This is a genomic window from Streptomyces himastatinicus ATCC 53653, assembly GCF_000158915.1.
Taxonomy (GTDB): domain Bacteria; phylum Actinomycetota; class Actinomycetes; order Streptomycetales; family Streptomycetaceae; genus Streptomyces; species Streptomyces himastatinicus.
This window is the reverse complement of the sequence record NZ_GG657754.1, coordinates 8,972,748-8,995,913: the sequence shown is the minus strand read 5'-3', so window position 1 is coordinate 8,995,913 and position 23,166 is coordinate 8,972,748. Positions and strand designations below refer to the sequence as shown.

The window sequence follows — 23,166 nt, the reverse complement described above, 5'->3', positions numbered from 1 at the left end:
GGACCACAGGGAACGCCATGAACAGCGACGAAGTCCATTCACCCACCCCATCCGCACTGAGCAATCTGCGTCTGGGCACCGCGCCCGACTCCTGGGGCGTCTGGTTCCCCGACGACCCGCGGCAGGTGCCCTGGCAGCAGTTCCTCGACGAGGCTGCCCAGGCCGGATACACCGCCGTCGAACTGGGCCCGTACGGCTATCTGCCGACCCATCCCGAGCATCTGCGCGACGAACTCGGCAGGCGTGGCCTCATCCTGACCGGCGCGACCGCGGGCACCCATCTGCACCGCGGCGGGGACTCGCTGAAGGCCGCCGTGCACGAGTGCCGCGAGATTGCGGCGCTGCTCGCCGCCCTGGACGCCCCGTTCCTGATCACCCTGCCCGCCATGTACACCGACCTGCACACCGGCCGGCTGGTCGAACCCGCGGAGCTGACCGACGAGCAGTGGCAGGTGCTCGGCGAGGGACACTCCGAGCTGGGGCGCGTCCTTCAGGAGGAGTTCGGGGTGCGGCAGATGTTCCACCCCCACGCCGACGCCCACGTCGACACCGAACCCACGATCGAGCGCTTCCTTCAGGTCACCGACCCCGACACCGTCTCGCTCTGTCTCGACACCGGACACGTCGCGTACGCAGGTGGCGACAACCGCACCATCGTCCGCGAGCACCCCGGCCGCATCGGCTACGTACACCTCAAGTCCGTCGATCCGGATGTGCTGCGACGCGTGCGCGCCGAGGGCATGTCCTTCGCGCAGGCCGTACAACACGGGGCCATGGTCGAACCGCCCGGCGGGGAACCGGAGATGCCACCGCTGCTCGCCGACCTCGACGCGCTCGGCGTCCCGCTCACGGCCATCGTCGAACACGACATGTACCCGGCCCCGCCCGGCACCCCGCTGCCGGTCGAGACCCGTACCTGCCGCTACTACACCGAGCAGGGTCTCGGCGGACACCGCCGCTGACGCCGCCTCACACGCGAAACACGCGATGCACGCGAGCCGGGTGGGTGCGGCGCGGCCCGTGCCGCACCCACCCGGACGCGGCCCCTCACCCCATGTGCCGTCCAGGAAGGGCAGAACCGATGTCGCAGGTCGTCACCCGGCAGGAGACCCCGAACACTCAGGAGACCAGACACATACGGCTGATCGCGACGGTCGCCACCTTGGGAGCGTTGCTGTTCGGCTTCGACACCGGGGTGATATCCGGTGCGCTGCCGTTCCTGACCCGGACGCCGGAAGAAGGCGGGCTGGGCCTGACCCCCGCGTCCGAGGGCGTCGTGGCGTCGGCGGTCATCTTCGGCGCGGCACTCGGGGCGGTGGGGGGCGGCCGCATGGCGGACCGCTGGGGCCGCCGCCGGACGATCCGGCTGCTCGCCGTCCTGTTCTTCATCGGTTCGCTGGGTACGGCCCTGGCCCCGACCACCGGCGTACTGATCGCCTGGCGGCTGGTGCTCGGTCTCGCCGTCGGCGGCGCCTCGACCACCGTGCCGATGTTCATCGCCGAGCTGGCGCCCGCGGCGGCGCGCGGACGGCTGGTCACCCGCAACGAGCTGATGATCGTGGTCGGGCAGCTGCTGGCGTACACCAGCAATGCCGTGATCGCCGGTCTGTGACCGTGAACACGCCTGGCGGTGGATGCTGGACCTGACACGTCCCCGCCGTGCTGCTCTGGTTCGGCGTCATCTGCTGCCGGAGTCACCGCGCTGGCTGATGGCCGCGGCCGCGGGGACGACGCCCGCGCCGTGCTGCGCCGCATCCGCGGCGGCGACGTCGAGCACGAACTGTCCGAGATCCGCGACCTGGCCACCCGGTCCGACCGGACCCGCGCCCGACTGCGCGACCTGCGCACCCCCTGGATCCGCCGCATCGTCGTGATCGGGGTGACCCTCGGGATCACGGTCCAGCTCACCGGCGTCAACTCGATCATGTACTTCGCCCCGACGATCCTCCAGAGCACGGGACTCGGCACCCAGGCCGCCCTCACCGCCACCATCGGCAATGGAGTCGTCTCGGTACTCGCCGTCCTGATCGGCATGAAACTCATCGACCGCCACGGCCGACGGCGCCTCATCATCACCGGTCAGACCGGCCTCGTCGGCGCGCTGCTGCTGCTCGGAGCGGCCTTCCGCCTCCCCGACTCGTCCTTCCGCAGCTACCTCGTCCTCGCGCTGATGCTGGTGTTCCTGTTCTTCATGCAGAGCATGGTCGCGACGGTCTTCTGGCTGATGATGTCGGAAATCTTCCCCCTGCGCGTCCGCGGCCTGGCCACGGGCCTGGCGGTCTTCGCCCAATGGCTCAGCAACGCCGCGGTGACCCTGACCTTCCCCTCCCTCATCGACGCGCTCGGCGGCGTGACGTTCTTCCTCTTCGCCGCCGTCAACGTCGTCACGGTCGTCTTCCTGGTCCGCTGCCTGCCCGAGACCCGTAACCGCAGCCTCGAGCAGATCGAAGAACACTTCCGCACGGTTCGCGGGGGCTGACCGGGCCCGGCGCCCGGTGCGGCGCACCATTACGTCGTCGATGGTGGCGTCGGCGCGCTCGCAGCGCCAGGCACAGCGCCCTCGGTGTTGGCGAGCGCGCCGTCGGTCGGCGGGGGTTCACCCAACACTCGGGCCGCCAGGGCCATCGTGGTGTCGCACCACGGCTGCCGACCGAGTGCACGGTCTGCATATCAGTCCGTCATAAGCGCCCAGAGCGCGAGCCCGAGACAGCTGAACCCGGCGCCCAGGGCGCAGACGGCGCCCCAGCCCGCCACCGCGTAGAGGGAGGTCGCGGCGATGGCGCCGGTGGCGCTGCCGATCGAGTAGAAGACCATGTATCCGCCGATCAGCCGACTGCCCGCCTCCGGGTGCAGTGCGTAGATCAGGGTCTGGTTGGTGACATGGACCGCCTGCACGGCGAGGTCGAGAAGGACCACCCCGAGGGCCAGGGCCCAGAGCGAGCCGCGGGTGAAGGCCAGGGGCAGCCACGAGACGGCGAGCAGGGCCAGGGCGATGCCGGTGGTCCGCCGGGAGAGCCCGCGGTCGTTCAGGCGACCCGCCACCGTCGCGGCCAGGGCACCGGCGACACCGATCATCCCCAGCGCCCCGATCGCGCTGTGCGGCAGGAAGTACGGGGCCTCGCTGAGCGGCAGCGCGACGCTGCTCCACAGGGTGCTGAAGGCGGCGAAGATCAGCAGGCCGAACAGGGCCCGGAGCCGCAGCAGTCGCTCCCGTGCGAACAGGGTGACCGTCGAGCGCAGGAGCTGTCCGTAGCCCAGGGTTGTCGGCGGAGCACCACCGTGGCGCGGCAGCACTCGGTGCAGGACCAGGGCGAGCACGGCGGAGAGCGACGCCGAGGCGAGGTAGACGGAGCGCCAGCCCGCGAGGTCGGCCATGAGGCCGGACGCGGTGCGGGCGAGCAGGATGCCGATGACCACACCGCTGGTGACCAGGCCGACGACCCGTCCGCGCTCGGCGGGAGGGGCCAGTGATGCCGCGAAGGCCACCAACGTCTGTGTGACGACCGCGAGAAGCCCCGTCGCGGCCATACCCGCGAGCAGGACCGCCGCCGTATGGGCGGTGGCCACCACGACCAACGCCACCACCAGCAGCAGCAATTGGCCCACGATGAGCCGTCTGCGGTCGGCCACGTCGCCCAGCGGTACGAGGAAGAAGAGCCCCAGCCCGTATCCGACGTGCGTGAGAGTGACCACGCTGCCGACCAGCGCCGGGCTCATGGCGAGGTCGTGGCCCATGGTCACCAGGAGCGGCTGGGCGAAGTAGACGTTGGCCACCGCGGTCCCGCAGGCGACGGCGAACAGGAGGACGACGCCTCGGGACAGGACGAACGCGGCACCCTCCCCGCTTCGGGCCTCGGCCCGTCGTGTCACCGCATCACCGTTGCCGGGCATCAGCACTCCCCCACACTCTGGTTTCATCTTGCTACCAGTGGCGGACGGTATCCCGCTTGGTAGCATGTTGCAACCGTCGTGAGAGTGAGGAACCCATGGTGACCAGGACGCGCTTCGACGACAGCGCATGCCCTGTTGCCCGATCGGTGGACGCGATCGGCGACTGGTGGTCCCTGCTGATCGTGCGGGACGCCTTCGACGGAAGCCGACGCTTCGGGGAGTTCCAGCGCAGCCTCGGCGTGGCGAAGAACATCCTCTCCGCGCGGCTGCGCACCCTGGTCGCCGGTGGCGTCCTCGAATCCGTCCCCGCCTCGGACGGCAGCGCCTACCGCGAGTACGTGCTGACCCCGAAGGGCGAGGCGCTCTTCCCCGTCATCGTGGCGCTGCGGCAGTGGGGCGAACAGAACTTCTTCGAACCCGGCGAACCGCATTCGGAGTTGGTCGACCGCCACCAGGGACACCCCCTGCGCGCGCTGGAAGTGCTGTCCGCGGACGGGCGGCGACTGAACCCCGGCGACACCACCGTGCACAAGGTTTCCGACGAGTGATCCAGCCGGAGCCGCCCTGAGCACACAGGCGGCTCCGCAAGAATCTCCCAACACATGACACCTGTACAAAAACTTCTCCCCCGACACCCGCCATTACGGGGCAAGAACGCAAACACCTTTGGGGCATTTCCGCCTAGCCTTCCCTCTCAGAGCACGAAATGCGAGGGATCGATCGATGGACATGACGACGCTGGCGGCCTTCTTGGCAGTGGATCTGCTGCTGGTGTTCACCCCGGGCGCCGACTGGGCGTACGCGATCTCGGCCGGGCTGCGGGACCGGTCGGTGGTTCCGGCGGTCGCCGGGCTGATAGCGGGGATACGTGGGGTACACACTGCTCGCCGTCGCGGGCCTGGTGGTGATCGTGGCGAGTTCGACGACCGTGCTCACTACGCTGACCGTCGCCGGGGCGGGCTATCTGGTGTGGCTGGGCTGCGGCGTACTGCGGCAGCCCGCCACCCTGACGGCCTCCGATGAGGCCATGGGGTCCTCCCGCTTGCAGATCATGCTCAAGGGGATCGGGATCAGCGGCCTCAACCCCAAGGCGCTGCTGTTGTACTTCTCGCTGTTCCCGCAGTTCATCAACCCCGCGGGCGGCTGGCCCGTCGCCGCGCAGACCGGTCTGCTGGGCACGCTCCACATGACGGCCTGCGCCCTGGTCTATCTCGGCGTCGGTGTCCTCGCCCGGACGGTCCTGAAGACCCGGCCCTCGGCGGCCCGGGCCGTCACCCGCGTCTCCGGTGCCATGATGATCGCCATCGGCGTGTTCCTGCTGGTGGAACGCCTGGTCGGCTGACGAGCCCCGCCCCGGATCAGGTCCGCAACGAGGAGGCCGGGCCCGTCGCCTTCATGCGCGTCGTCACCGGCGCCTGGCAGTCCCGGCTCTCCTGGAGCGACTGGCACAGCAGGTCCGCCACCAGCGCGGCGGCGTCCGAGAGCGGCTGCACCTCGGGGGTGCACAGGGACATGGCGGTACGCAGCCGGCCGTCGGCGAAGCGGTAGGCGCGTATCTCGTCGGGGGCGAAGTGGGTCTTGGCGGCGCTGAGCGGCAGCACCGTGGCGCCGAGGCCGCTCACCACGGCGTCTCGCAGCACCATGCCCGTCTCGACCTCCGCGACGACCGAGCAGTGCAGTCCCGCGGCGTGGAAGGCGGCGTCGGTGATCCGCCGCACGGTGTGCAGTTCGTTCGGCAGGATGAAGCCAAGCCGGCTCGCCTGCTTGAGCGTGACGGTGTCACCGCGGCTCGCGATCGGCGGGATCTTCGCGCTGGTGATCAGGTGGAAGTCCTCCTCCAGGACCTGCTGGACCCCCAGCCCCTTCACATAGCCGGGGTCGTAGATGAGCGCCATGTCCACCTGGCCGAGCAGCACGGCCTGGCTCATGACCACCGTCAGGTTCTGGATCAGCTGGAGGTGGATGTTCGGATACCGCTCGCGCACCATCCGCAGGAGTGGCACGGCCAGGCCCGGCGCCATGCTGTACGAGGCCAGGCCGACGGTCACCAGTCCGGCCGGGGTGTCGCTCCCGGCGTGCAGATCGATCCGGGCGGCCTTCTCCAGACGGAGGATGCCCTGTGCGTAGCGGTAGAGGGAGCGTCCGGACGGGGTGACCTCCACACCGCGCCCGGTGCGTTCGAGCAGGCGGGTCTTGACGTCGTTCTCCAGCGCCGAGATGTGCTGGCTGAGCGCCGATTGCGTGATGTGCAGCGAGTCCGCGGCCCGGGTGATGTTGCCGATGTCCACCACCCGGACGAAGTAGGCGAGTCTGCGGGTGTCCATCGCGCTCCTCCTCGCCGGTCGACGACCCCGACCATGGGCCCCGGCCACGCGGCACGAAGCACGCTGGTGAACCTACCCTTCGCGATCGGTCCGCGGAACGGGCGCGCATGTCGCACGCGAGATCACCTCGTAGACGGCGGCGTGGTCCGCGCCGCCGAGCCCGGCGTCGAGCACCTCCTCGAACAGGACGCCGGTACGTCGCGTCTGCGGCAGCCCGGCGCCCAGTTCATCGGCGAGTTCGGCCGCGTACCGGAGATCCTTGACCTGGTTGGCCGCGCTTCCACCGAGGCTGTACTCCCGGTGGAGGATCTTCGTGGCCTTGGCGTCCAGCACGGCACCGGCGGCCAGGCCGCCCTGGAGTACGCGGACCAGCTGCTCGCCCTGGAGTCCGGCCCGCCGGGCCAGGTCGAGGGCCTCGGCGACGGACACCAGCGTCGCCGCCACGATCACCTGGTTGCACAGCTTCGCGACCGTGCCCGCCCCGGGTGGGCCCATGTGCTCGACGGTGGTGGCGAAGGACCGTAGCACCGTCTCCACCAGGCCGTACGCCTCCGGGCTCGCACCGACCATCAGGCTCAGCGTGCCCGCCCGGGCCCCGGCGTCACCCCCGCTCATCGGCGCGTCGACCAGCGTGACACCGGACCGGCCGAGCCGTTCGGCGAGCACCCGGACCTTCTCCCGGGACGTGGTGCTGAGCACGACCACATGCGTGGTCCCGTGCTCCGCCCAGCGGCGCACCACCGGGTCGGGGGCGACCGCGTCGAAGTGGTCGATGTCCGGCAGCGCCGACAGCACGATCTCCGCGCGAAGCTCCTCGGGGTGGGCGACGGCCCGGTCCCCGAACGCGTCCGCCCTCGCACGGGTCCGGTTCCACACCTGGAGCGGGAAGCCCGCGCGGGCGAGGTGTCCGGCGACGGGCGCACCCATCGGGCCGAGGCCGATCACACCGACAGCGGGGCCGCTCACTCCTCTCACCCCTCTTACTCCTCGACGACCAGACCCTTGGCCTTCAGCTTCTCCACGAGGCCGTGCACCTCGATCAGCGTGGCGTCACCGCGCCGGTGCCGCTCGCGGATTCCGGCCTCGTGGTCCTCGCGCTGCTGGCAGAGCCGTACGACCTCCTCCGCCTCCAGCGGGTCGACCACGACGATGCCGTCGGCGTCGCCGCGCAGGATGTCGCCGGGCCGGACGATCCGGCCGCCGATGGAGATCGGCCGGTTCACCGGGCCCAGGGTCTCCTTGACCGTTCCCTCGATGCAGACCGAGCCGGAGAACACGGGAAAGCCCAGGGTCCGCAGGTCCGCGCTGTCGCGCACACCGGAGTCGGTGACGAACGCGGCCAGCCCCTTGCTCTTGCACGCGGTGGCGAGCACATCCCCGAAGGAGCCCGCCTGTTCGAACTCCGAACCGGCGACGATCACGACATCGCCGGGCTGTGCGTACGAGATCGCGACCTGGACCATGATGTTGTCGCCCGCCTGCGCCTCGACGGTGAAGGCGGGGCCGCAGAACGACATGGCGCGGTCCACGGGCTTCAGCCGGTGCGCCAGCGCGCCCTTGCGCCCTTGCGCCTCGTGGATGGTGGCGGCGGAGAACTGGCCGAGCGCGGCCACCACGTCCGCGGACGGGCGGTCGATCTTGGTACGGACATGAATCATGGCGGGCTTCCCTTCGTTCGGGGCTTCGTTCGGTGGGGTCAGGCTTGGGGGTCCGCGGACATCCGCAGCACCGTCTTGGACGACCGGGACGCGTCCGCCGCACAGCCGAAGGCCGCCGCGGCCTCGTCGATGGCGAACTCATGGCTCAGCACCGCGTCGAGCGACGGATCCGCGGCGAGGACGGCGATCGCGGTGTCGAGTTCGGTGTCGAAGCGCTGCGAGCCGAACAGCGCGATCTCATTGACGATGACGGTCGCCATGGCGACCGGCTCCGGTTCGCGCGGCAGCATGCCGTACATGCAGCACGGCGCCGCCGGGGCGCACCGCGCTCAACGCGGTGCCGAGCGAGGGCACGGCCCCCCGCCGCCTCGACCACGACGTCGAAGGAGGACTCCGGGACGGAATCTCCGGCGGACAGGTTCACGGTCTCCCCCGCGCCTACCGCCGCCGCGACCGTGAGCGGGAAGTCCTGGAGGTCGGCGGCGACGATCCCGGCGGCACCGGCGTGCCGGAGTCCGGCGATCGCGAGGGCGCCGATCGGGCCCGCGCCGCTGACCAGCACCCGTGCGCCTCGTACCCGCTCGCCCAGCTGCGTCACCCCGTGCAGGGCGACGGCCAGCGGTTCGGCGAGCACGGCCCGGCGCAGCGGGAGTCCGTCGGGCAGCGGCCGCAGCTGCCCGGGCAGCACCTCCAGCAGCTCGACGAAACCACCCTGGGTGTGCGGCTGGGTCGAGGCGCTGCCGAGGTACGTACCGCCGGGGCGCAGATGCAGTCCGGTGGCGCCGGTGGCATCGGGCGGCGCGCAGGGCGTCGCCGGGTGGAGCGCCACGCGGGTGCCGACGGCCGGGGCGTCGTCCCGTACGTCCCGGCCGGACCGCGCGACGACGCCGACCACCTCGTGGCCGAGCACCAGCGGCTCGGTGACGGTGTACGGCCCGTTGCGGCCGTCCGCCGCGTAGTGCAGGTCCGATCCGCAGATGCCTCCGTACACGATGCGGACCGCGACCCGGTCCGGCGCCACCTGGAGGTCGGGCAGCGCGTCCACGCGCAGATCCCCCGGTCCGTGGACGACGACGGCTTTCATGTCGGTGAAGCTCCTTTCAGCGGTACGTCAGCGGGTTCAGCGGCCGAGGTAGCCGCCGTCGACGGGGATCACCGTTCCGTGGATGAACCGGGCGCCGTCGGACGCGAGGAAGAGCGCGGCCCCGGCGATGTCCTGCGCCGTGCCCCACCTCCCCGCCGGGATGCGCTCGAGGATCTGGCGGTTGCGGGTCTCGTCGGCGACGAGCGCGGTGTTCATCTCGGTGGCGATGAACCCCGGAGCGATCGCGTTGACCCGTACGCCCTTCGGCGCCCATTCGTTGGCCACCGACTTCGTGAACTGCCCGACGGCGCCCTTGGACGCGGCGTACGCGGAGGCCGTGAACCCGCCGGTGAAGGAGAGCATCGACGCCAGGTTGATGATCACCCCTGACCCGCGTTCGAGCATCGGGCGGCCGAACGCCTGCGTCAGCTCCACCACCGTCCGGACGTTGAGCTGCTGCACCCGGTCCCAGTCCTCGACCGGGAAGTCCTCGACGGGGTGGCGGAGGTTGAGCCCCGCGTTGTTGACCAGGATGTCGACCCGGTGGTCCCGCAGCACCTCGGCCGCGGCGGCGCGTACCTGCGCCGGATCGCCGAGGTCCGCCACCACGGGGACGTAACGCCCCGTATGCTCCGTGGCCTTGCGGCGGTGGATGCCCACCACGGTGGCGCCGTTGCGCAAGTAGAGGTCGGCGATGGCATGCCCGATGCCGCTGCTGGCTCCGGTGACCACGGCGGTCCTGCCGGTCAGGTCGGCGGTGAACGGAACGTCGTTGTCCACGGTGGTGTCCTCTGTGGTGGTGTCGTCGTGTGTCATGCGATGTGCGATCCGCCGTTGACGTCGTAGGTGACGCCCGTGAGATATCCGGCGTGCTCGCCCAGCAGGAAGGCGATGACCGCCGCCACGTCGTCCACGGTGCCGATCCGCCCGACGGGCAGCTCCTGGAGCAGCACCGCCTTGCGTTCGTCGGACAGCCGGCCGCCCATGATGTCGGTGTCGATGGAACCGGGCGCCACGGAGTTGGCGGTGATGCCGTACGGTCCCAGCTCCCGGGCGAGCGTGCGGGCGAAGCCCAGCAGCGCCGCCTTCGAGGCCGAGTACGCGGCGCGCCCGTACACCCCGCCGCCGCGCTCGGCCGAGGCGGACGAGACGTTGACGATGCGGCCGAGCCGGTGCCCGGCCATGATCTGCGCCGCGGCGTGGGTGACGTGGAAGGTGCCGTTCAGGTTGACGTCGATCACCCGTTGCCATTCGGCCTCGGTGACCTCCAGGAACGGTACGGGCGAACTCACCCCGGCGTTGTTGACGAGGCCGACGAGCTGCGGCAGCGCCCCGTTCACCCGGTCCACGGCCGCCCGGACCGCCTCCCGGTCGCGGATGTCCACGCCGATGCCCAGGCAGGGCACATCGTGCTCGTCCTGGAGACGGGTGGCGAGGTCCTGGCAGGCCGCCTCGTCCAGGTCGAACACGGCGACCGACCAGCCTTCGGCGGCGAGCCAGGAGGCGGTCGCCCGGCCGATCCCTCGCTCGGAGGCGGGCTCCGGTGACGATCGCGGTGCGTTCACGGGGGAATGTCACAGTTCTCCTGTCGTACGTCGGGGGCGGGCGGTCAGCTGGAACGCGGCAGGACACGCCGGAGGTAGGCGGCGTTGGTGGCGCCCACGCTCAGGCCGTCGCCGCCGTAGTGCTCGACCACGAACGCGCCGCCGAACCCGTGGGCGATCGCGTAGCGGACGGCGGCGCGGTAGTTCACGATGCCGAGTTCGAGCGAGGCCGGGTGGGTGAGGACGGTGCCGGTGGCGGGGTCCTCCAGGCGCGCGTAGTTCTTGATGTGCCAGTAGTTGGTGCGCGGCAGGGTGACCGAGACCAGGTACTCCCAGGTGTCGATGGGCCGTTGCTGCCGGATGAGGTTGCCGAGGTCGGGGTTGAGCCCCACCGCCTCGTGTCCGATGTCGTCGAGGAAGCGGATCGCCTCGTCGGCGCTGCCCAGGTACGTGTCCTCGTACAGCTCCAGGGACAACTCCACGCCGATGTCGGCGGCATGGTCGCCGAGTTCCCGGAAGCGGCGTACGGCCAGGTCGCGCACGTCGGGATCACGCGGTGCCACGTCCCCCGGCACCGTCCAGAACCACAGCGCCCGCTGCTGCTCCGGGGTCAGGGTGTCGTGGAGTCCGAGGCATACGATGTCCGCACCGAGGGCGGCGGCCGCGTCGATGGTCCGGTGCGAGAAGGCGAGGTTGCGCTCGCCCCGCTCCGGGTGGATGACGCTCTGCCGGACCACACCCACCCCGGGCACCGCGAGCCCGGCGTCGTCCAGGACGTCGCCGAGCGCCGTCAGCCGGGCCCGGTCCAGGTCGCCGAGGGGCAGCCAGGCAGTGGACAGCTCCAGGTGGGTGAACCCCTCGTCGACGACGGGCTGGAGGAGACGGCGCCACTCGTCGGGGTCCAGCTTCTCCACCGGGGTGCCGTCCGCCGCGTGCGGCGCGAACTGGAGCATGGCGGCGGCGATCGGCCATTCCTCGGGCGTATGGGGCGCGGGGAGCCGGGAGGGAACGACCAGGGACGGCCGCTCGGTGTGCACCGCGGACACCGGGGGCGCGGGAGACCTATCCAATGCGAAGACCTCCGTTGATGTTGTAGGTCGCGCCGGTGATGTACCCGGCCTCTTCGCCGAAGAGGAACTCGATCAGCGCGGCCACATCACGTGTCGTCCCGAGCCGCCCGACCGGCAGTTGCGCCAGGAACGCGGGCTTGCGGTCGTCGGTGATCCGGCCGCCCATGATGTCGGTGTCGATGGTGGCCGGTGCGACCACGTTGACGGTCACTCCGTACGAGGCCACTTCCAGCGCGAGCGCGCGGCTGAACGCCTCCATCGCGCCCTTGGACGCGGCGTATGTGGACTTGCTGTACGTACCGCCACCGTTCTGCATCGCCGTCGACCCGAGGCTCACCACCCGGCCGTAGCCGCGCTCCGCCATGCCGGGCACGACGCGCTTGCTCACGACGAAGGTGCCGGTGGCGTTGATGCGCAGGACGCGTTCCCAAGTGGCCAGGTCCACGTCGAGGAAGGACACCGGCGAGCTGATGCCCGCGATGTTGGCCAGCGCGGTGACGGGCGGCAGTTCCGCCTCGAACGTGGCGACTGCGGTGTCCACCGAGGCGGGGTCGGCGATGTCCGCGGCCACTCCGACCGCCGCGACACCGTGTTCGGCGCCCAGCGCGGCGGCCACCTTCTCGACCTCCGGGTCGACGTCGAGCAGGCCGAGGCTCCAGCCCGCGGCGGCCAGCCGGGCCGCCAGCGCGCGGCCGATGCCGCGCTCCGACGCCGCTCCGGTGATGACCGCCGTGCCGCGGCGGCCAGGGTCGTCCGTCATGTGCTGTCCCTCTCGTTGCCGTGCCACGTACCGTTCGGGAAAGGCCCGTTGACCGTCTCGTCGGGCTGCTCGCCACGGCTCACGGCGATCAGCGATGCCATCACGCTCGCCGAGACGGCGGCGGTGTACTGATCCGTCCAGCAGAGGGAGTGCGGGGCGAGGGTGACGTTGTCCAGCGCGGTCAGCGGGCTGTCCGCCTTCAGCGGCTCCTCGGTGAACACGTCCAGGCCCGCCCCGGCCAGCCGTCCGTCCGACAGTCGCGCGGTGAGCGCCCCCTCGTCGACCACCACGCCACGCGAGACGTTGATCAACCGGGCGGTCGGCCGCATCAGCGAGAGTTCTCGGTCCCCGATGAGATGGCGCGTACCGGCGTTCGCGGCGACGGTGACCACCACATAGTCGCTCTCCGCCAACACCTCTTCCAGGGAACGGAGTTCGGCGCCGACCTCGGCCGCCTCACGGCTGCGGTCGCTCCGGTTGTACGCCAGCACCCGCAGCCCCTGCGCACGCACCCGGCGCGCGGTCTCCAGGCCGATGCCGCCCAGTCCGACGATGCCCACCGTCGCGCCGGTCAGCCCCGAGCCGCGCCACGCCCCGCGTTCCGCCCATCGCCCCTCCCGCACCAGGCGGTCCTTGACGACGAGGTGGTGCGACAGCGCGTACAGCAGCGCGATCACGGAGTCGGCCACCGACCGTCGTACCGCGGTGCCCGTGTTGGTCACCAGCACCCCGCGCCGGGCGCAGGCATCGGTGTCCACGGCGTCGAAGCCCGCGCCGAAGCGCGCGACGTGCCGCAGCCGCCCGTTGTCCGGTATCGACTCTGCCGTAACCCGCTCATGGCCCAGGACGAGGACCGCGTCCGCCTCGTCGAGCTGGTCGGGGCGTAGCTCCTCGACCTCCTCGTCCAGCACCCGCCACGCGAGCCCTGCGCCGGTCAGCCGGGAGAGTCCGATGTCGCCGAAGATGGTGGTCCCGTCAGGATCGGCATAACCCCGGGTGACCACGACTTGATACACCACGATGTCACCCGTTTCCCTGAGGCCCGGCGACGGTCGAGAGACCGTCGATCGCCTCGATGTCCGCCGGGCCGAGTACGAGGTCGACGGCCGACAGATTCCGCTCCATCCGCTGCCGGTGTGCGGACTTCACGGTCACGGCGACCTTGTGGTGGAGGTTCCAGGCCAGGACGATGTCGCGTGCCGAACGGCCGTACCGCCCCGCGATGTCGGTGAGCACCGGATGGTCGAGGTCGGTGCTGCGCAGCGGGCTGTGCGCGCTGAGCACCACGCCGCGCCGGCGCAGGGCTTCGGCGAAGTCCGCGTCGTAGTCGCCCGGCCCCCACTGCACCTGGTTGACGGCCGGGTACACCCCGGTGGCGTCGTGCAGGGCGTCGATGAGGTCGATGGAGTAGTTGCTGACGCCGATGGCCCGTACGAGGTCCTCGTCGCGGGCGCGGAGGAATTCGCGCCAGCTGGTGACGCCCGGGAAGCCGCCCGGTGGCCAGTGGATCAGCCAGAGGTCGACGTAGTCGCAGCCGAGCGCGGTGAGGCTCTCCTCCAGCGTCAGCCGTTCCCGGCCGACCTGGTCGGGCGGCATCTTGGTGGTCACGAACAGGTCGGCGCGGGGCAGGCCGGACGCCGTGAGGGCCGCTCCGACGGCCGCTTCGTTGCGGTAGCGGGTGGCGGTGTCGACGAGCCGGTAGCCGACCGAGAGCGCGGTCAGCACGGCCTCGGTGGCCGTCTCGCCGCGCATCGGATGGGTGCCGAAGCCGAGCAGGGGCATGACGCGGCCGCCCGCGTCGGCCGTGGGCATCCGGCCCGCTCCGGGCTGGAGGGTCGTATCCATGACGGTTCTCCTCGTTCGTGTGCGGGTCGTCGGTCCGTACAGTTCGACCAGCGCAGCGGGCGTCCGCGCCTGGGGGGAGGAACCGAGCCGGTCCCCACGACCGGTCTCCGCCAGATCGATCCGCGCCACCGCCGGCGCCGCGACCTGCGTGCGTACGCCGAGCACCATGCCGGGCTGGGCGACCACCGCGCTGTCGCGGAGCAGCGGTGGCGCCGCCGCGCCGCCGCGCAGCGTGACGATCCGGCAGGCCGCGGTGTGCCCGGCGGCCTCGCGGTCGAACGCCTCGTAGCCCTCGCGGAGCGGTTCGCCCGGCCGCAGGGCGGCCAGCAGCGCGGCCGTCGCGGCGGCGCAGGCGTCCCCGGCGGCGCGCAGCGGGCCGTCCGGCTTGCCGAGTACGGCGCTGGCGGCGGCGTATCCGGCGACGCCCGCCAGCAGGGGGTGCAGCACGTAGCGGACCGGTGTCCCGGCGATCAGCCGGGCGGTGGCGGGGTCGTGGCCGCGGACGGTCACCAGGTCCGATCCGGCGGCCCGGTCGTCCGTGGCGTCGCCGCCGAGGAGGCCGTCGGTGCCGTACGGGTCGTACCACCCCAGCAGGCCACCGGCCCGGCGGATCGAGCGGTCGACGTTGCCCGACAGCTCCCGTACGTCCATGCCGACGCACAGGTGGTCCATGACCGCGGTGTAGCCGACGGCGGCGAGTTCGGCGGCCGCGGCGACCGCGGGCAGTTCGCCGGGCTCGTAGCTCGCCAGCTCGGCGAAGAGCAGGTCGGCGGCGGGGCGCAGCCGTATCCCGGCGGGGCCCACCTCCCACGGCCCGGAAGCATCGACACCGACGGCACCGTCCGCGACGCCACCGGCGTGCAGCGCGGCCGCGACGGCGATGGTGAGGTCGCCGTCCGCCGCGCTCGCCACCGTGCCGTCGGCGGTGACCAGGACGGCGGACCCGTCGGCGAGGCGGGGAGCCGACCCGAGGGCGTACCGGCGTCCTCCGGGCGAGGTCAGCAGCAGGGCGGCGAGGCCCGCCTTGTCCATCTGTTCGCGGAGCCGGTCCAGCCCTGCTCCGGCCTGGCTCGTGGCCGCTGTCGCCACGGGACCACCGTCCTTTCGGAAATCTGCGGGGGATCTGCGGGGGGCGGGTCAGCGCTTGAGCGGTTCGAAGGCCGTCTCACGGATGCGCAGCGCGGCGAACCCGGCGACGGCGGAGGTGAGGACGAGGTAGATGGCCGGGATCCAGGTGCTGCCGGTCGCGACGATGAGCGCGGAGACGAGCAGCGGGGCGGCGCCACCGAAGATCGCGGTGCCGATGTTGTAGCCGAAGCCGTACGCCACGGTGCGGATGCGGGTGGGGAACAGCTCGGCGAGCGTCACCTGCATCACGCCGTTGGTACCGGCGAAACACAGGGCCATCAGGACCGCGCCGACCGTCGCCACGGCGAAGGAGCCCTGCGTCAGCAGCCAGTAGCACGGGAAGCCGATGACGACCATGCCGAACGCCGAGATGGAGAGCATCCTCTTGCGGCCCACCCGGTCGGAGAGCCGCCCGGCGTAGAGCACGGCGAACGTGCCGACGGCCAGCATGATGCCCGTGACGAGCAGGCCCTCCAGCGCCGAGAAGTGCATGTCGTTCTTCATGAACGAGGGCATGAAGATGAACAGGATGAAGTAGCCGGAGCTGTTGAACAGCGGCAGCACGACCGTCATCGCCATCGCGCGGATGTTCTCGCGGGAGGAGAAGGCCTCGCGGAGCGGGCTGCGGGTCACCTGGCCCTCCTCCTCGGCCTCGGCGAACTCGGGCGATTCGTCGGCCAGTCGGCGCACGATCAGGCCCACCAGCCCGAGGGGCAGGGCGAGGAGGAACGGCAGCCGCCAGCCCCACGCCTCCATGGACGAGGTGCTGAGCACCGCGGTCAGCAGGGCGGTGAACATCGTGCCGAGCAGCATCGCGATGAACGTGGCGGCGTTGGCGTACGCGACCACCTTGCCCCGGCGCCCCTCTCCGGCGTGTTCGGCGAGGAACGAGTTGCCGTTGCCGACCTCGCCGCCCATCGCGAACCCCTGTACGAAGCGCAGCAGCACCAGCATGACCGGCGCCCAGACGCCCGCCACGGCGTAGCTCGGCAGGGCGCCGACCAGGCCGGTGGACAGGCTCATCAGGACGATGAGCACCAGCAGGACCTTCTTGCGGCCGATCCGATCGCCCCACGACCCGGCGACCGCGGCGCCCAGCGGGCGGAAGAAGAACGGAATGGCGAAGGCCAGGAACGTCAGCAGGACACTCGTGGCGGGGGCATCGCTGGGGAAGAACACGACCGCGAGCGTCCCGGCCACGAAGCCGTAGACGGCGTTGTCGTACAGCTCGACGAAGACGCCGATGAGGCCACCGAAGATCGATGCTCTCGTTGCTTTCGTGGCATTCGTCTTCGGCGCCGGGGACATGGGTACGGGCGGCGGGGCTTCGGAGACCTTGCTGTTCACGAGGACTACCTTTCTCATGGGTGACGTCACCGCCACCGGAAGGAAATTTACGGCCGTCGGGCCGCCGGAGGGAGGAGGCGGGAGGAATTCATGGGTGCCGCAGCAGGGATACCGAATGCGCGAGTCCGGAGACCGCTTCTCGAATGGTGTCGGAGTCCAATGCGAAGCTGGCCCGGAAATGGCCCGGGCAGCCATAGGCGTCACCCGTGATCACCACGACGCCGGAGGTTTCCAGAAGGTGCCCGGCGAAGTCGGCGTCGGAGGTGATCGTCGACCCCGAGGGGGTCACGGCGCCCGTCAGCGCGGACGCGTCGGTCCATACGTAGAAGCCGCCCCGGGGGACGGACGGGCGCAGTCCCTCGATCGCGTCGAGCCCGGACACGAGCAGGTCCCGGCGCTCGCGGTAGATCCGCACCGTACGGTCGATGAACTCCCGGCCGCCGTCGAGCGCGGCAACCGCGGCCGCTTGGCTCACCGACGACGGGCACGACGAACTCTGCGACTGAAGCGTGCCGATCGCCGCGCACAACGGCGCGGCCCCGGCGCCGTAGCCGATGCGCCAGCCGGTCATGGCGTACGCCTTGGACACGCCGTTGACCAGGAAGATACGGTCCCGCAGGTCGGGGGCGACGGTCACGGCGCTGGGGACCGGGTCCGCACCGAAGTTGATCTCGTCGTAGATTTCGTCGCACAGCAGCGAGACGTGCGGATGCGCGCGCAGGACATCGGCGAGCTGCCGCAGTTCCTCCTCGCTGTAGACCGCGCCGGTGGGGTTGTTGGGCGTATTGAGCACGACCCATTTCGTCCGGTCGCCGAGGGCCGCGCGCAGCCCGCCGGGGGTGAGCTTGTAGCCGTCCGCCGCGGTGGTGTCGACGACCACGGGACGCCCGCCGTTGACCGTGACCATGTCCGGGTACGACACCCAGTACGGCGCCGGGACGATCACCTCGTCGCCCTCGTCGAGCGTCGCCACGAACGCCAGGAAGATCAGCTGCTTGGCGCCGCCGCCCAGGCAGATCTCGCCGGTGCCGTAGGACTGTCCGGTCTTGCGCTCCAGCCGGGAAATGATCGATTTCTGGAGCGCGGGCGTGCCGTTCGCCGAGGTGTATTTCGTCTCGCCCTCGCGAATTGCCTTGATCGCCGCGTCCTTCACATGGTCCGGCGTATCGAAATCGGGCTCACCGATCGTCAGCGGAAGAACCTTGCGGCCCGCCGCTTGAAAAGCGCGCACCCGGTCCGCGACCCGGGAACTGGGCGATTCCTTGACGCGCGACATCCGCTCGGCCAGCACGGGGGTGCGCAGTACGTCGGGAAAGGACATCCCTTTCCTCCTTCGATGGTGCGTGTGCAGTGGATGGTGGTGTCAGCGGAGTGGTGTGGTCAGGAGAGTGCGGCGAAGGCGGTGCGCGCGCGGAGCGCGACCCGGTCCAGGAGCCGCCGCCGCTCCAGATAGGCGGCGGTGGCTGCGGTGGCGCTGGTCCGGCGGAAGCGGATCTCCTGCCCGGGCCTGAGCTGCGCCGCGACATCCAGGGCGCGCGAGGTGAGCACCGCGAGCACCGGGTAGCCCGCGGTGATCCCGCGGCCGCGCATCAGGACGAGCAGCTCATCGCCCGCGGGGGCCTCGACCGCCCCGACCGGCACGCCCCGCGACAGCACCTCCCCGGTGACGGTGCGCTGCGGCACATGCCCGGCCACGCGGAGGCCGACATGGTTGATCCGTGGGGTGACCGTGTACGGGGAGTCGAAGAGCCGCTGGAGCCCGGTGCCGAACTCCGCGGCGTCGGGTCCCTCGATCACATCCAGCACCGCGGGCACCCGGCCGATGTCGCGGGGGATGCCGAAGTCGAAGACCGTGGCCCCGAAACGCCGGTTGACCAGCGGTGGGTGGGAGCGGTGCAGGGTGAGGGACATACCGGCGGTCACCGGGGTGCCGAACTCGATCATCGAGTCCGGCGCGCAGCTCCCCATCAGCATCGGCACGTCGAACGACCCGTGCACGGCGACGTACGCGCGCAGCCCCGCATCGGAGATGCCCACCCGCACCGTCTCCCCCGCCCGCACCGACAGCGGTGACCACGCGGGGTGCGGCAGTCCGTCGACGGCCGGTTCGGCGGGCGCGCCGGTGACGGCCAGGAGGATGTCGTGGCTGGGCCGGAGCGTGACACCGAAACCGGTGGCCTCGATGAGCGGTGCGGTCGGCGCGTTGCCGACCAGGGCGTTCGCGGCGCGCGCGGCGAACTGGTCGAGCGCGCCGTTGACCGCGAGACCGCGCGCGGGTCCTGAGGTGCGGCCGAGGTCGGTGACCACGCACGCCGTCGCGGCCTCCACGGACAGCTCGGGGCGGTCAGTCATGGTTCCGGTACCGCATCGGGACGCCGAGCAGGGCGGCGTACGTGCCCTCGTCGACCGGGAAGAACCGGACCCGGTCCCCGGGCCGGTACGGCACGACGGAGTCGCTGCCGGTGTGGCCGCTCCCATCGGTCCGCAGGATGGTCAGCGGCGTACGGCCGATCTGCCGCCAGCCGCTCGGCGCGGCGACGGGCCCGATCACCGCCTGACGTCCCGCGACGGAGATCGCGCCCGGCGGCACCCGCAGCCGGGGCGTGGCGAGCCGGGGAACGGGGACCCCGAATTCCGGCCCGTCCGTCATGGCCGACGCGGCGGGCCCGCCGAGACAGCGGATGAGGTGCTCCTTCGCGCAGACGAGGCGGACGACCTCCGCCACCGACGCACCCACCACACCGGCGACCCATTCCAGGTCGGGACCCGCGTCGCCGCCGAACAGCACCGGCACGTCGATGACCCCGGACGGCACCGCGCTCGCCACGTCGGGGGCGGCGTCCCAGGAGCGGATGTACGACATGATCGCGTCGCCCGTGGTGTGGTACGGGTCGAACTCCACGAGCACCGCGTCGTACGTCGGCACGGCGGACACCGTGGGGTGGATGTCGCCACGGTTCAGCCATCCCGCGAGCCGGTGCACGGCCGCCCACACCACGTCGGTGTCGTCGCCGTCGACGGTGACCCGCAGCGCGGCGTCACCGCACGGCGATATGTCGATCTTGGCCGTCGTCCGCATGACCGTCATGGCGCTCGGCTCATGCCGCCTGAGCGCGGGCATCCAGCACCTCGTCCAGTGGCGCCAGTCCGACTCCGGCCTCCAGCAGTTCGCCGCGGATGCGCCGCGCCAGCTCCAGCGCCGCGGGACCGTCGCCGTGCAGCTGGACGCAGTCCGTGCGGACCGGCAGGTCCGTACCGTGGCGGCTGGTGATCACGCCCTCGGTCACCATTCGGATGGTCCGGCGGGTGACCTCGTCCGGGTCGTGGAGCACGGCGCCGGGCTCGGACCGGGACACCAGGGTGCCGTCGTCCTCGTACGCCCGGTCCGCGATGCCCACCATGGCCATCCGCAGACCCCGCTCACGCGCGACGGCCGCCATCTCGCCCTCCTGCATCAGGATCACGAGGGACGGGTCGAACGCCTCCACCGCGTCCGCCACCGCCTCGGCGTAGTCCCGCCGGACGACCACGAGGTTGCCGAGGCGGCCGTGCGGTGCCAGATGGTTGATGCGGGTGCCGTGCGCGCAGGTGAACGCGGACAGCGCCCCGATCTGGTACAGGACGTCGGTGCGCACCTCGTTCGGCGCCAGGTCCATCGCCCGGCGCCCGAAGCCCACCAGATCGGGAAAGCTCGGATGAGCGCCGACGCCGACGCCACGCTCCACGCAGGAACGCACCGTCGCGTCCATCACCCGCGGATCGCCCGCGTGGAATCCGCACGCGACGTTCGCCGAGGTGAGAAGATCCAGCAGCTCGGCGTCATTGCCCATGGTGTAGGCCCCGAAACTCTCTCCGAGGTCGGCCACCAGATCGACAACAGGCACAGTGAGGCTCCTTTCCCGCAGGGGTCGGGACGACGTCCGAACGGCGTCGGACGCTCACGCGAACCGGTCCGGCATGGACCGTGTTCCGCTGGACACTAGGTCCGGCGCGGCCCGGGAAAGAAGGGCACATCAGGAAGACCCATGCCTGTAGTACGGATCCTGATGGCTCCGGGTGACCTCTCCGATCTGCGGTCGAGTCCGTGGCCGACGCCGACGACGACCGCGTCCGGTGCGGCGCGATAGGCGCCGGTGGCGAGAGCCGCCGGGAGGAAGCCGGCGTAGATCGCGGGACCGACCGCGTTGTCCCCCCGCGGGCGAGTCCGAGGTGGTCCTGCTGGAACAGGCCGGTGGCCGCGGTCGAGAGGGTGAGCGGCAGGACGGCCGCCTGCTCGAAGGCGAGCGCGTCGGGGATGGCGGAGGCGCGCCCCGCAGCCACTTCATCGACCGTCAGGCGCTCCTCGACGCGCCAGCGCCTTACGGAAGAAGTCCGGGAGGCCGCCGCACGCCACCCCGCTCGACCATGACCGCGATCATGGACGCGGGTGTCGACGGCGCGCCGTGCATCACCTCGCCGGGCCGGTCTCACACAGCGCAGGCTGCCCGGCATCCGGCGAGGCGCTCTTGGCCCTCACCCGGGAGTTCCGCCGTCCCCCGGCCCCCAGGAACGTCGCGATGACGGAGGCACAGGCGACCGCGGCGATGCCGAGCCACTGCGGCCAGGCGAGCCGCTGACCGAGGATGAGGAGTCCGAAGAGGGCACCGGCGGCGGGCTCCAGGCTTGTCAGCACGCCGAACACCCGTGGCGGGATCCGGCGCAGCGCCTCCAGGTTGAGCGAGTACGGGAGCACGCTGGACGCCACCGCCACCACGGCGGCCACCCACAGCACATGGGGGTCCAGGACGGCGCTCCCGGCGCGGACGAGGCCGTACGGGGTGCTCAGCAGCGCCGCCCACAGCACCGCCAGTGCCAGACCCTGGCCGCCGCTGAGGCGTCGTGCCATGCGGGAGGAGACCAGGATGTAGCCGCCCCAGCAGCACGCCGCCACCGCGGCCAGGGCCAGGCCACCCGGGTCGAGGGGGACGCCGCCACCGCCGAGCAGGAGGACACCGGCGGCCGCCAGGCAGGCGGGCAGGAGGTCGACCGCTCGCCGCGATCCGGCCAGGGCGATGGCGAACGGGCCGAGGAACTCGATCGTAGCCACCGCCCCCAGGGGGATGTGGTTCACCGCCTCGTAGAACGCGAGGTGATGCCCCGCCAGCAGGGCCCCGGCGCCGATCACCGTCCCCCACGCGCCCTTCACCGAGTCCAGCGCCTGCCGCCGCGGGCGCCACACCAGGCACAGGAGCACACCCGCGATCAGCAGCCGGAGGAACACCACGCCCGGCGCGCCCACCTGCGGGTATATCTGGGGCGAGAAGGCCGCGCCGAACTGGATGCCGCACACACCGCCCAGCACGAGCGCGGGAGCGGGTATGTTCCCCGCGACCCTGGTGAAGCCCCGGGTCACGCTGCTGTCAGTCATTCTCGGTCCACATCTCCATCGGCTTGCGCACGGCGGTCGCGTTCAATCGGCCATCCGCAGCAGCAACTTGCCCGTGGAGGTGCGCCCGCCCATCAGCCGGTGGGCCTCGGCCGCGTCCGCCAGCGGGAACTCCGCGGTGACCGGAAGCGTCACGGTGCCGTCGGTGGCCGTGCGGAAGGCGCGTTCGGTGAGCGAGCGCAGCGCCTCGGGCGCGGTCTGCGCGAGGGCCAGGATGGAGAAGCCCGCGACGGAACGGCCCCGCGCGGCGAGGTCCGCCTGCCCCGCGTGCCACGGCTCGGCCCCGCTCGCGTTGCCGAAGGACACCAGGCGCCCGAAGACGGCCAGCGCGTCGAGGCCGCGGCGCAGGGTGTCCCCGCCGACCGGGTCGAGGACCAGGTCGACGCCCCTGCCGCCGGTGGCGCGGTGGACGTCGCCGGGGAAGGTGTCCGTGGTGAACACCTCGTCGTAGCCGTGCTCCAGAGCGTGCCCGGCCTTGGCCGCCGAGGAGACCACGCCGTACACCGCACCCGCGCCCGCCGCCCGGGCCAGCTGTCCGGCCACCGTGCCGACGCCTCCGGCGGCGCCGTGCACCAGCACGCTCTCCCCGGCGCGCAGCCGCCCCACCTCGTGGAGGAGCGCGTGCGCGGTGGGCAGCACGGTGGGGAGCGTGGCCGCGGTCCGCAGGTCCAGGCCCTCGGGGAGCGGGAAGACGGTGGCGGCTTCGGCGGCCACCACCTCCGCGTACGCGCCACCGCCGACGAGGGCGGCGACGTCCTGCCCCGGGCGCAGCCCCTCGACACCGGGGCCGACGGCCCGGATCCGCCCGGAGACCTCCAGACCGGGGACGTAGGGCAGCGACGCCACCCGGTACCCCTCGGCGCGCGCCTTGAGGTCCGCGAAGTTCACGCCCGCGTAGGCGACGTCGATGGTGACCTGGCCCGGCCCCGGCTCCGGGGGTTCGGCCCGGACGACCTGAAGCACCTCGGGGCCTCCGTATTCCTGGAACGCGACCGTACGCATACGGAACACACCCTTCCGGCAGTGTTCGATGAAAAGCTGGTGTTCAATGAAAAGCGAACACTGGGGACTGTAAGATATTCATCGAACA

Annotated in this window: 22 protein-coding genes and 1 pseudogene; 5 read left to right on the top strand and 18 right to left on the bottom strand. The window is 71.5% G+C overall.

The features are described from left to right. The first annotated feature begins 17 nt into the window (after window positions 1-17). From SSOG_RS38325 to SSOG_RS58000, 3 genes are all read left to right on the top strand, one after another. The gene (locus tag SSOG_RS38325) at window positions 18-962 is read left to right on the top strand and encodes a TIM barrel protein (RefSeq protein ID WP_009719687.1); all 945 of its coding nucleotides are present in this window, start codon (window positions 18-20) and stop codon (window positions 960-962) included. Between the two features lie 119 nt (window positions 963-1,081). After that, window positions 1,082-1,612 (top strand): MFS transporter, encoded by a 531-nt coding sequence (locus SSOG_RS58005; protein WP_208867407.1) that lies wholly within the window; start codon window positions 1,082-1,084, stop codon window positions 1,610-1,612. A 129-nt stretch (window positions 1,613-1,741) separates the two neighbouring features. Beyond that, entirely contained in the window at window positions 1,742-2,479 is a 738-nt protein-coding gene (locus SSOG_RS58000) for an MFS transporter (protein ID WP_208867406.1), read from the top strand. Between the two features lie 191 nt (window positions 2,480-2,670). On the opposite strand, the gene SSOG_RS38315 is transcribed toward SSOG_RS58000, so the two are convergent. After that, on the bottom strand, window positions 2,671-3,891 hold the full coding sequence (locus SSOG_RS38315; protein ID WP_208867405.1) for an MFS transporter: 1,221 nt from the start codon (window positions 3,889-3,891) through the stop codon (window positions 2,671-2,673). 95 nt (window positions 3,892-3,986) lie between these two features. Here SSOG_RS38315 and SSOG_RS38310 point away from each other — a divergent pair, with 95 nt between their 5' ends. Continuing rightward, window positions 3,987-4,439 carry a winged helix-turn-helix transcriptional regulator gene (locus SSOG_RS38310; RefSeq protein WP_039939691.1) on the top strand — a complete coding sequence of 151 codons (453 nt, stop codon included), beginning with the start codon at window positions 3,987-3,989 and terminating at the stop codon, window positions 4,437-4,439. 175 nt (window positions 4,440-4,614) lie between these two features. Beyond that, window positions 4,615-5,233: pseudogene (locus tag SSOG_RS38305) on the top strand (LysE family translocator). A gap of 16 nt (window positions 5,234-5,249) precedes the next feature. Here the strand turns inward: SSOG_RS38305 and SSOG_RS38300 are convergent. The 17 genes from SSOG_RS38300 to SSOG_RS38220 form a co-directional block, all read right to left on the bottom strand. After that, window positions 5,250-6,215 carry a LysR substrate-binding domain-containing protein gene (locus SSOG_RS38300; RefSeq protein ID WP_039939689.1) on the bottom strand — a complete coding sequence of 322 codons (966 nt, stop codon included), beginning with the start codon at window positions 6,213-6,215 and terminating at the stop codon, window positions 5,250-5,252. A 72-nt stretch (window positions 6,216-6,287) separates the two neighbouring features. Further along, a complete protein-coding gene (locus SSOG_RS38295; RefSeq protein ID WP_154686031.1) occupies window positions 6,288-7,181 on the bottom strand; it encodes an NAD(P)-dependent oxidoreductase in 894 nt (297 codons plus the stop codon). Window positions 7,182-7,195: 14 nt separating this feature from the next. Then, window positions 7,196-7,873: a 4-carboxy-4-hydroxy-2-oxoadipate aldolase/oxaloacetate decarboxylase gene (locus SSOG_RS38290; protein WP_009719680.1), complete on the bottom strand. Its 678-nt coding sequence runs from the start codon at window positions 7,871-7,873 to the stop codon at window positions 7,196-7,198. A 145-nt stretch (window positions 7,874-8,018) separates the two neighbouring features. Next, the gene (locus tag SSOG_RS38285) at window positions 8,019-8,957 is read right to left on the bottom strand and encodes an alcohol dehydrogenase catalytic domain-containing protein (protein WP_009719679.1); all 939 of its coding nucleotides are present in this window, start codon (window positions 8,955-8,957) and stop codon (window positions 8,019-8,021) included. A gap of 36 nt (window positions 8,958-8,993) precedes the next feature. Further along, window positions 8,994-9,773 carry an SDR family NAD(P)-dependent oxidoreductase gene (locus SSOG_RS38280; protein ID WP_009719678.1) on the bottom strand — a complete coding sequence of 260 codons (780 nt, stop codon included), beginning with the start codon at window positions 9,771-9,773 and terminating at the stop codon, window positions 8,994-8,996. Continuing rightward, a complete protein-coding gene (locus SSOG_RS38275) occupies window positions 9,770-10,522 on the bottom strand; it encodes an SDR family NAD(P)-dependent oxidoreductase (protein WP_009719677.1) in 753 nt (250 codons plus the stop codon). Before SSOG_RS38275 ends, SSOG_RS38280 begins: the two co-directional genes overlap by 4 nt. 44 nt (window positions 10,523-10,566) lie before the next feature. Continuing rightward, window positions 10,567-11,571, bottom strand: a complete 1,005-nt coding sequence (locus SSOG_RS38270) for a sugar phosphate isomerase/epimerase family protein (RefSeq protein ID WP_208867404.1) — start codon at window positions 11,569-11,571, stop codon at window positions 10,567-10,569. After that, window positions 11,564-12,331: an SDR family NAD(P)-dependent oxidoreductase gene (locus tag SSOG_RS38265; RefSeq protein ID WP_009719675.1), complete on the bottom strand. Its 768-nt coding sequence runs from the start codon at window positions 12,329-12,331 to the stop codon at window positions 11,564-11,566. The genes SSOG_RS38270 and SSOG_RS38265 overlap by 8 nt, the downstream gene beginning before the upstream one ends. Next, window positions 12,328-13,350 (bottom strand): NAD(P)-dependent oxidoreductase, encoded by a 1,023-nt coding sequence (locus tag SSOG_RS38260; RefSeq protein WP_009719674.1) that lies wholly within the window; start codon window positions 13,348-13,350, stop codon window positions 12,328-12,330. Before SSOG_RS38260 ends, SSOG_RS38265 begins: the two co-directional genes overlap by 4 nt. 4 nt (window positions 13,351-13,354) lie before the next feature. Further along, the gene (locus SSOG_RS55145) at window positions 13,355-15,265 is read right to left on the bottom strand and encodes an aldo/keto reductase (protein ID WP_009719673.1); all 1,911 of its coding nucleotides are present in this window, start codon (window positions 15,263-15,265) and stop codon (window positions 13,355-13,357) included. Window positions 15,266-15,313: 48 nt separating this feature from the next. Continuing rightward, window positions 15,314-16,651 carry an MFS transporter gene (locus SSOG_RS38250; protein ID WP_050800091.1) on the bottom strand — a complete coding sequence of 446 codons (1,338 nt, stop codon included), beginning with the start codon at window positions 16,649-16,651 and terminating at the stop codon, window positions 15,314-15,316. A gap of 88 nt (window positions 16,652-16,739) precedes the next feature. After that, complete coding sequence (locus tag SSOG_RS38245; RefSeq protein WP_039939687.1) at window positions 16,740-17,972, bottom strand: aminotransferase class I/II-fold pyridoxal phosphate-dependent enzyme; 1,233 nt, start codon at window positions 17,970-17,972, stop codon at window positions 16,740-16,742. Window positions 17,973-18,031: 59 nt separating this feature from the next. Next, on the bottom strand, window positions 18,032-19,003 hold the full coding sequence (locus SSOG_RS38240; protein WP_050800090.1) for a 5-oxoprolinase subunit C family protein: 972 nt from the start codon (window positions 19,001-19,003) through the stop codon (window positions 18,032-18,034). Next, entirely contained in the window at window positions 18,996-19,739 is a 744-nt protein-coding gene (locus tag SSOG_RS38235) for a 5-oxoprolinase subunit B family protein (protein WP_009719669.1), read from the bottom strand. Before SSOG_RS38235 ends, SSOG_RS38240 begins: the two co-directional genes overlap by 8 nt. A gap of 10 nt (window positions 19,740-19,749) precedes the next feature. Continuing rightward, complete coding sequence (locus SSOG_RS38230; RefSeq protein ID WP_039939684.1) at window positions 19,750-20,535, bottom strand: LamB/YcsF family protein; 786 nt, start codon at window positions 20,533-20,535, stop codon at window positions 19,750-19,752. A gap of 563 nt (window positions 20,536-21,098) precedes the next feature. Beyond that, window positions 21,099-22,058, bottom strand: coding sequence for an EamA family transporter (locus SSOG_RS38225; protein ID WP_009719667.1), 960 nt, complete (start codon window positions 22,056-22,058; stop codon window positions 21,099-21,101). Between the two features lie 42 nt (window positions 22,059-22,100). Further along, window positions 22,101-23,078 carry a quinone oxidoreductase family protein gene (locus SSOG_RS38220; protein WP_009719666.1) on the bottom strand — a complete coding sequence of 326 codons (978 nt, stop codon included), beginning with the start codon at window positions 23,076-23,078 and terminating at the stop codon, window positions 22,101-22,103. Window positions 23,079-23,166: the final 88 nt, after the last annotated feature.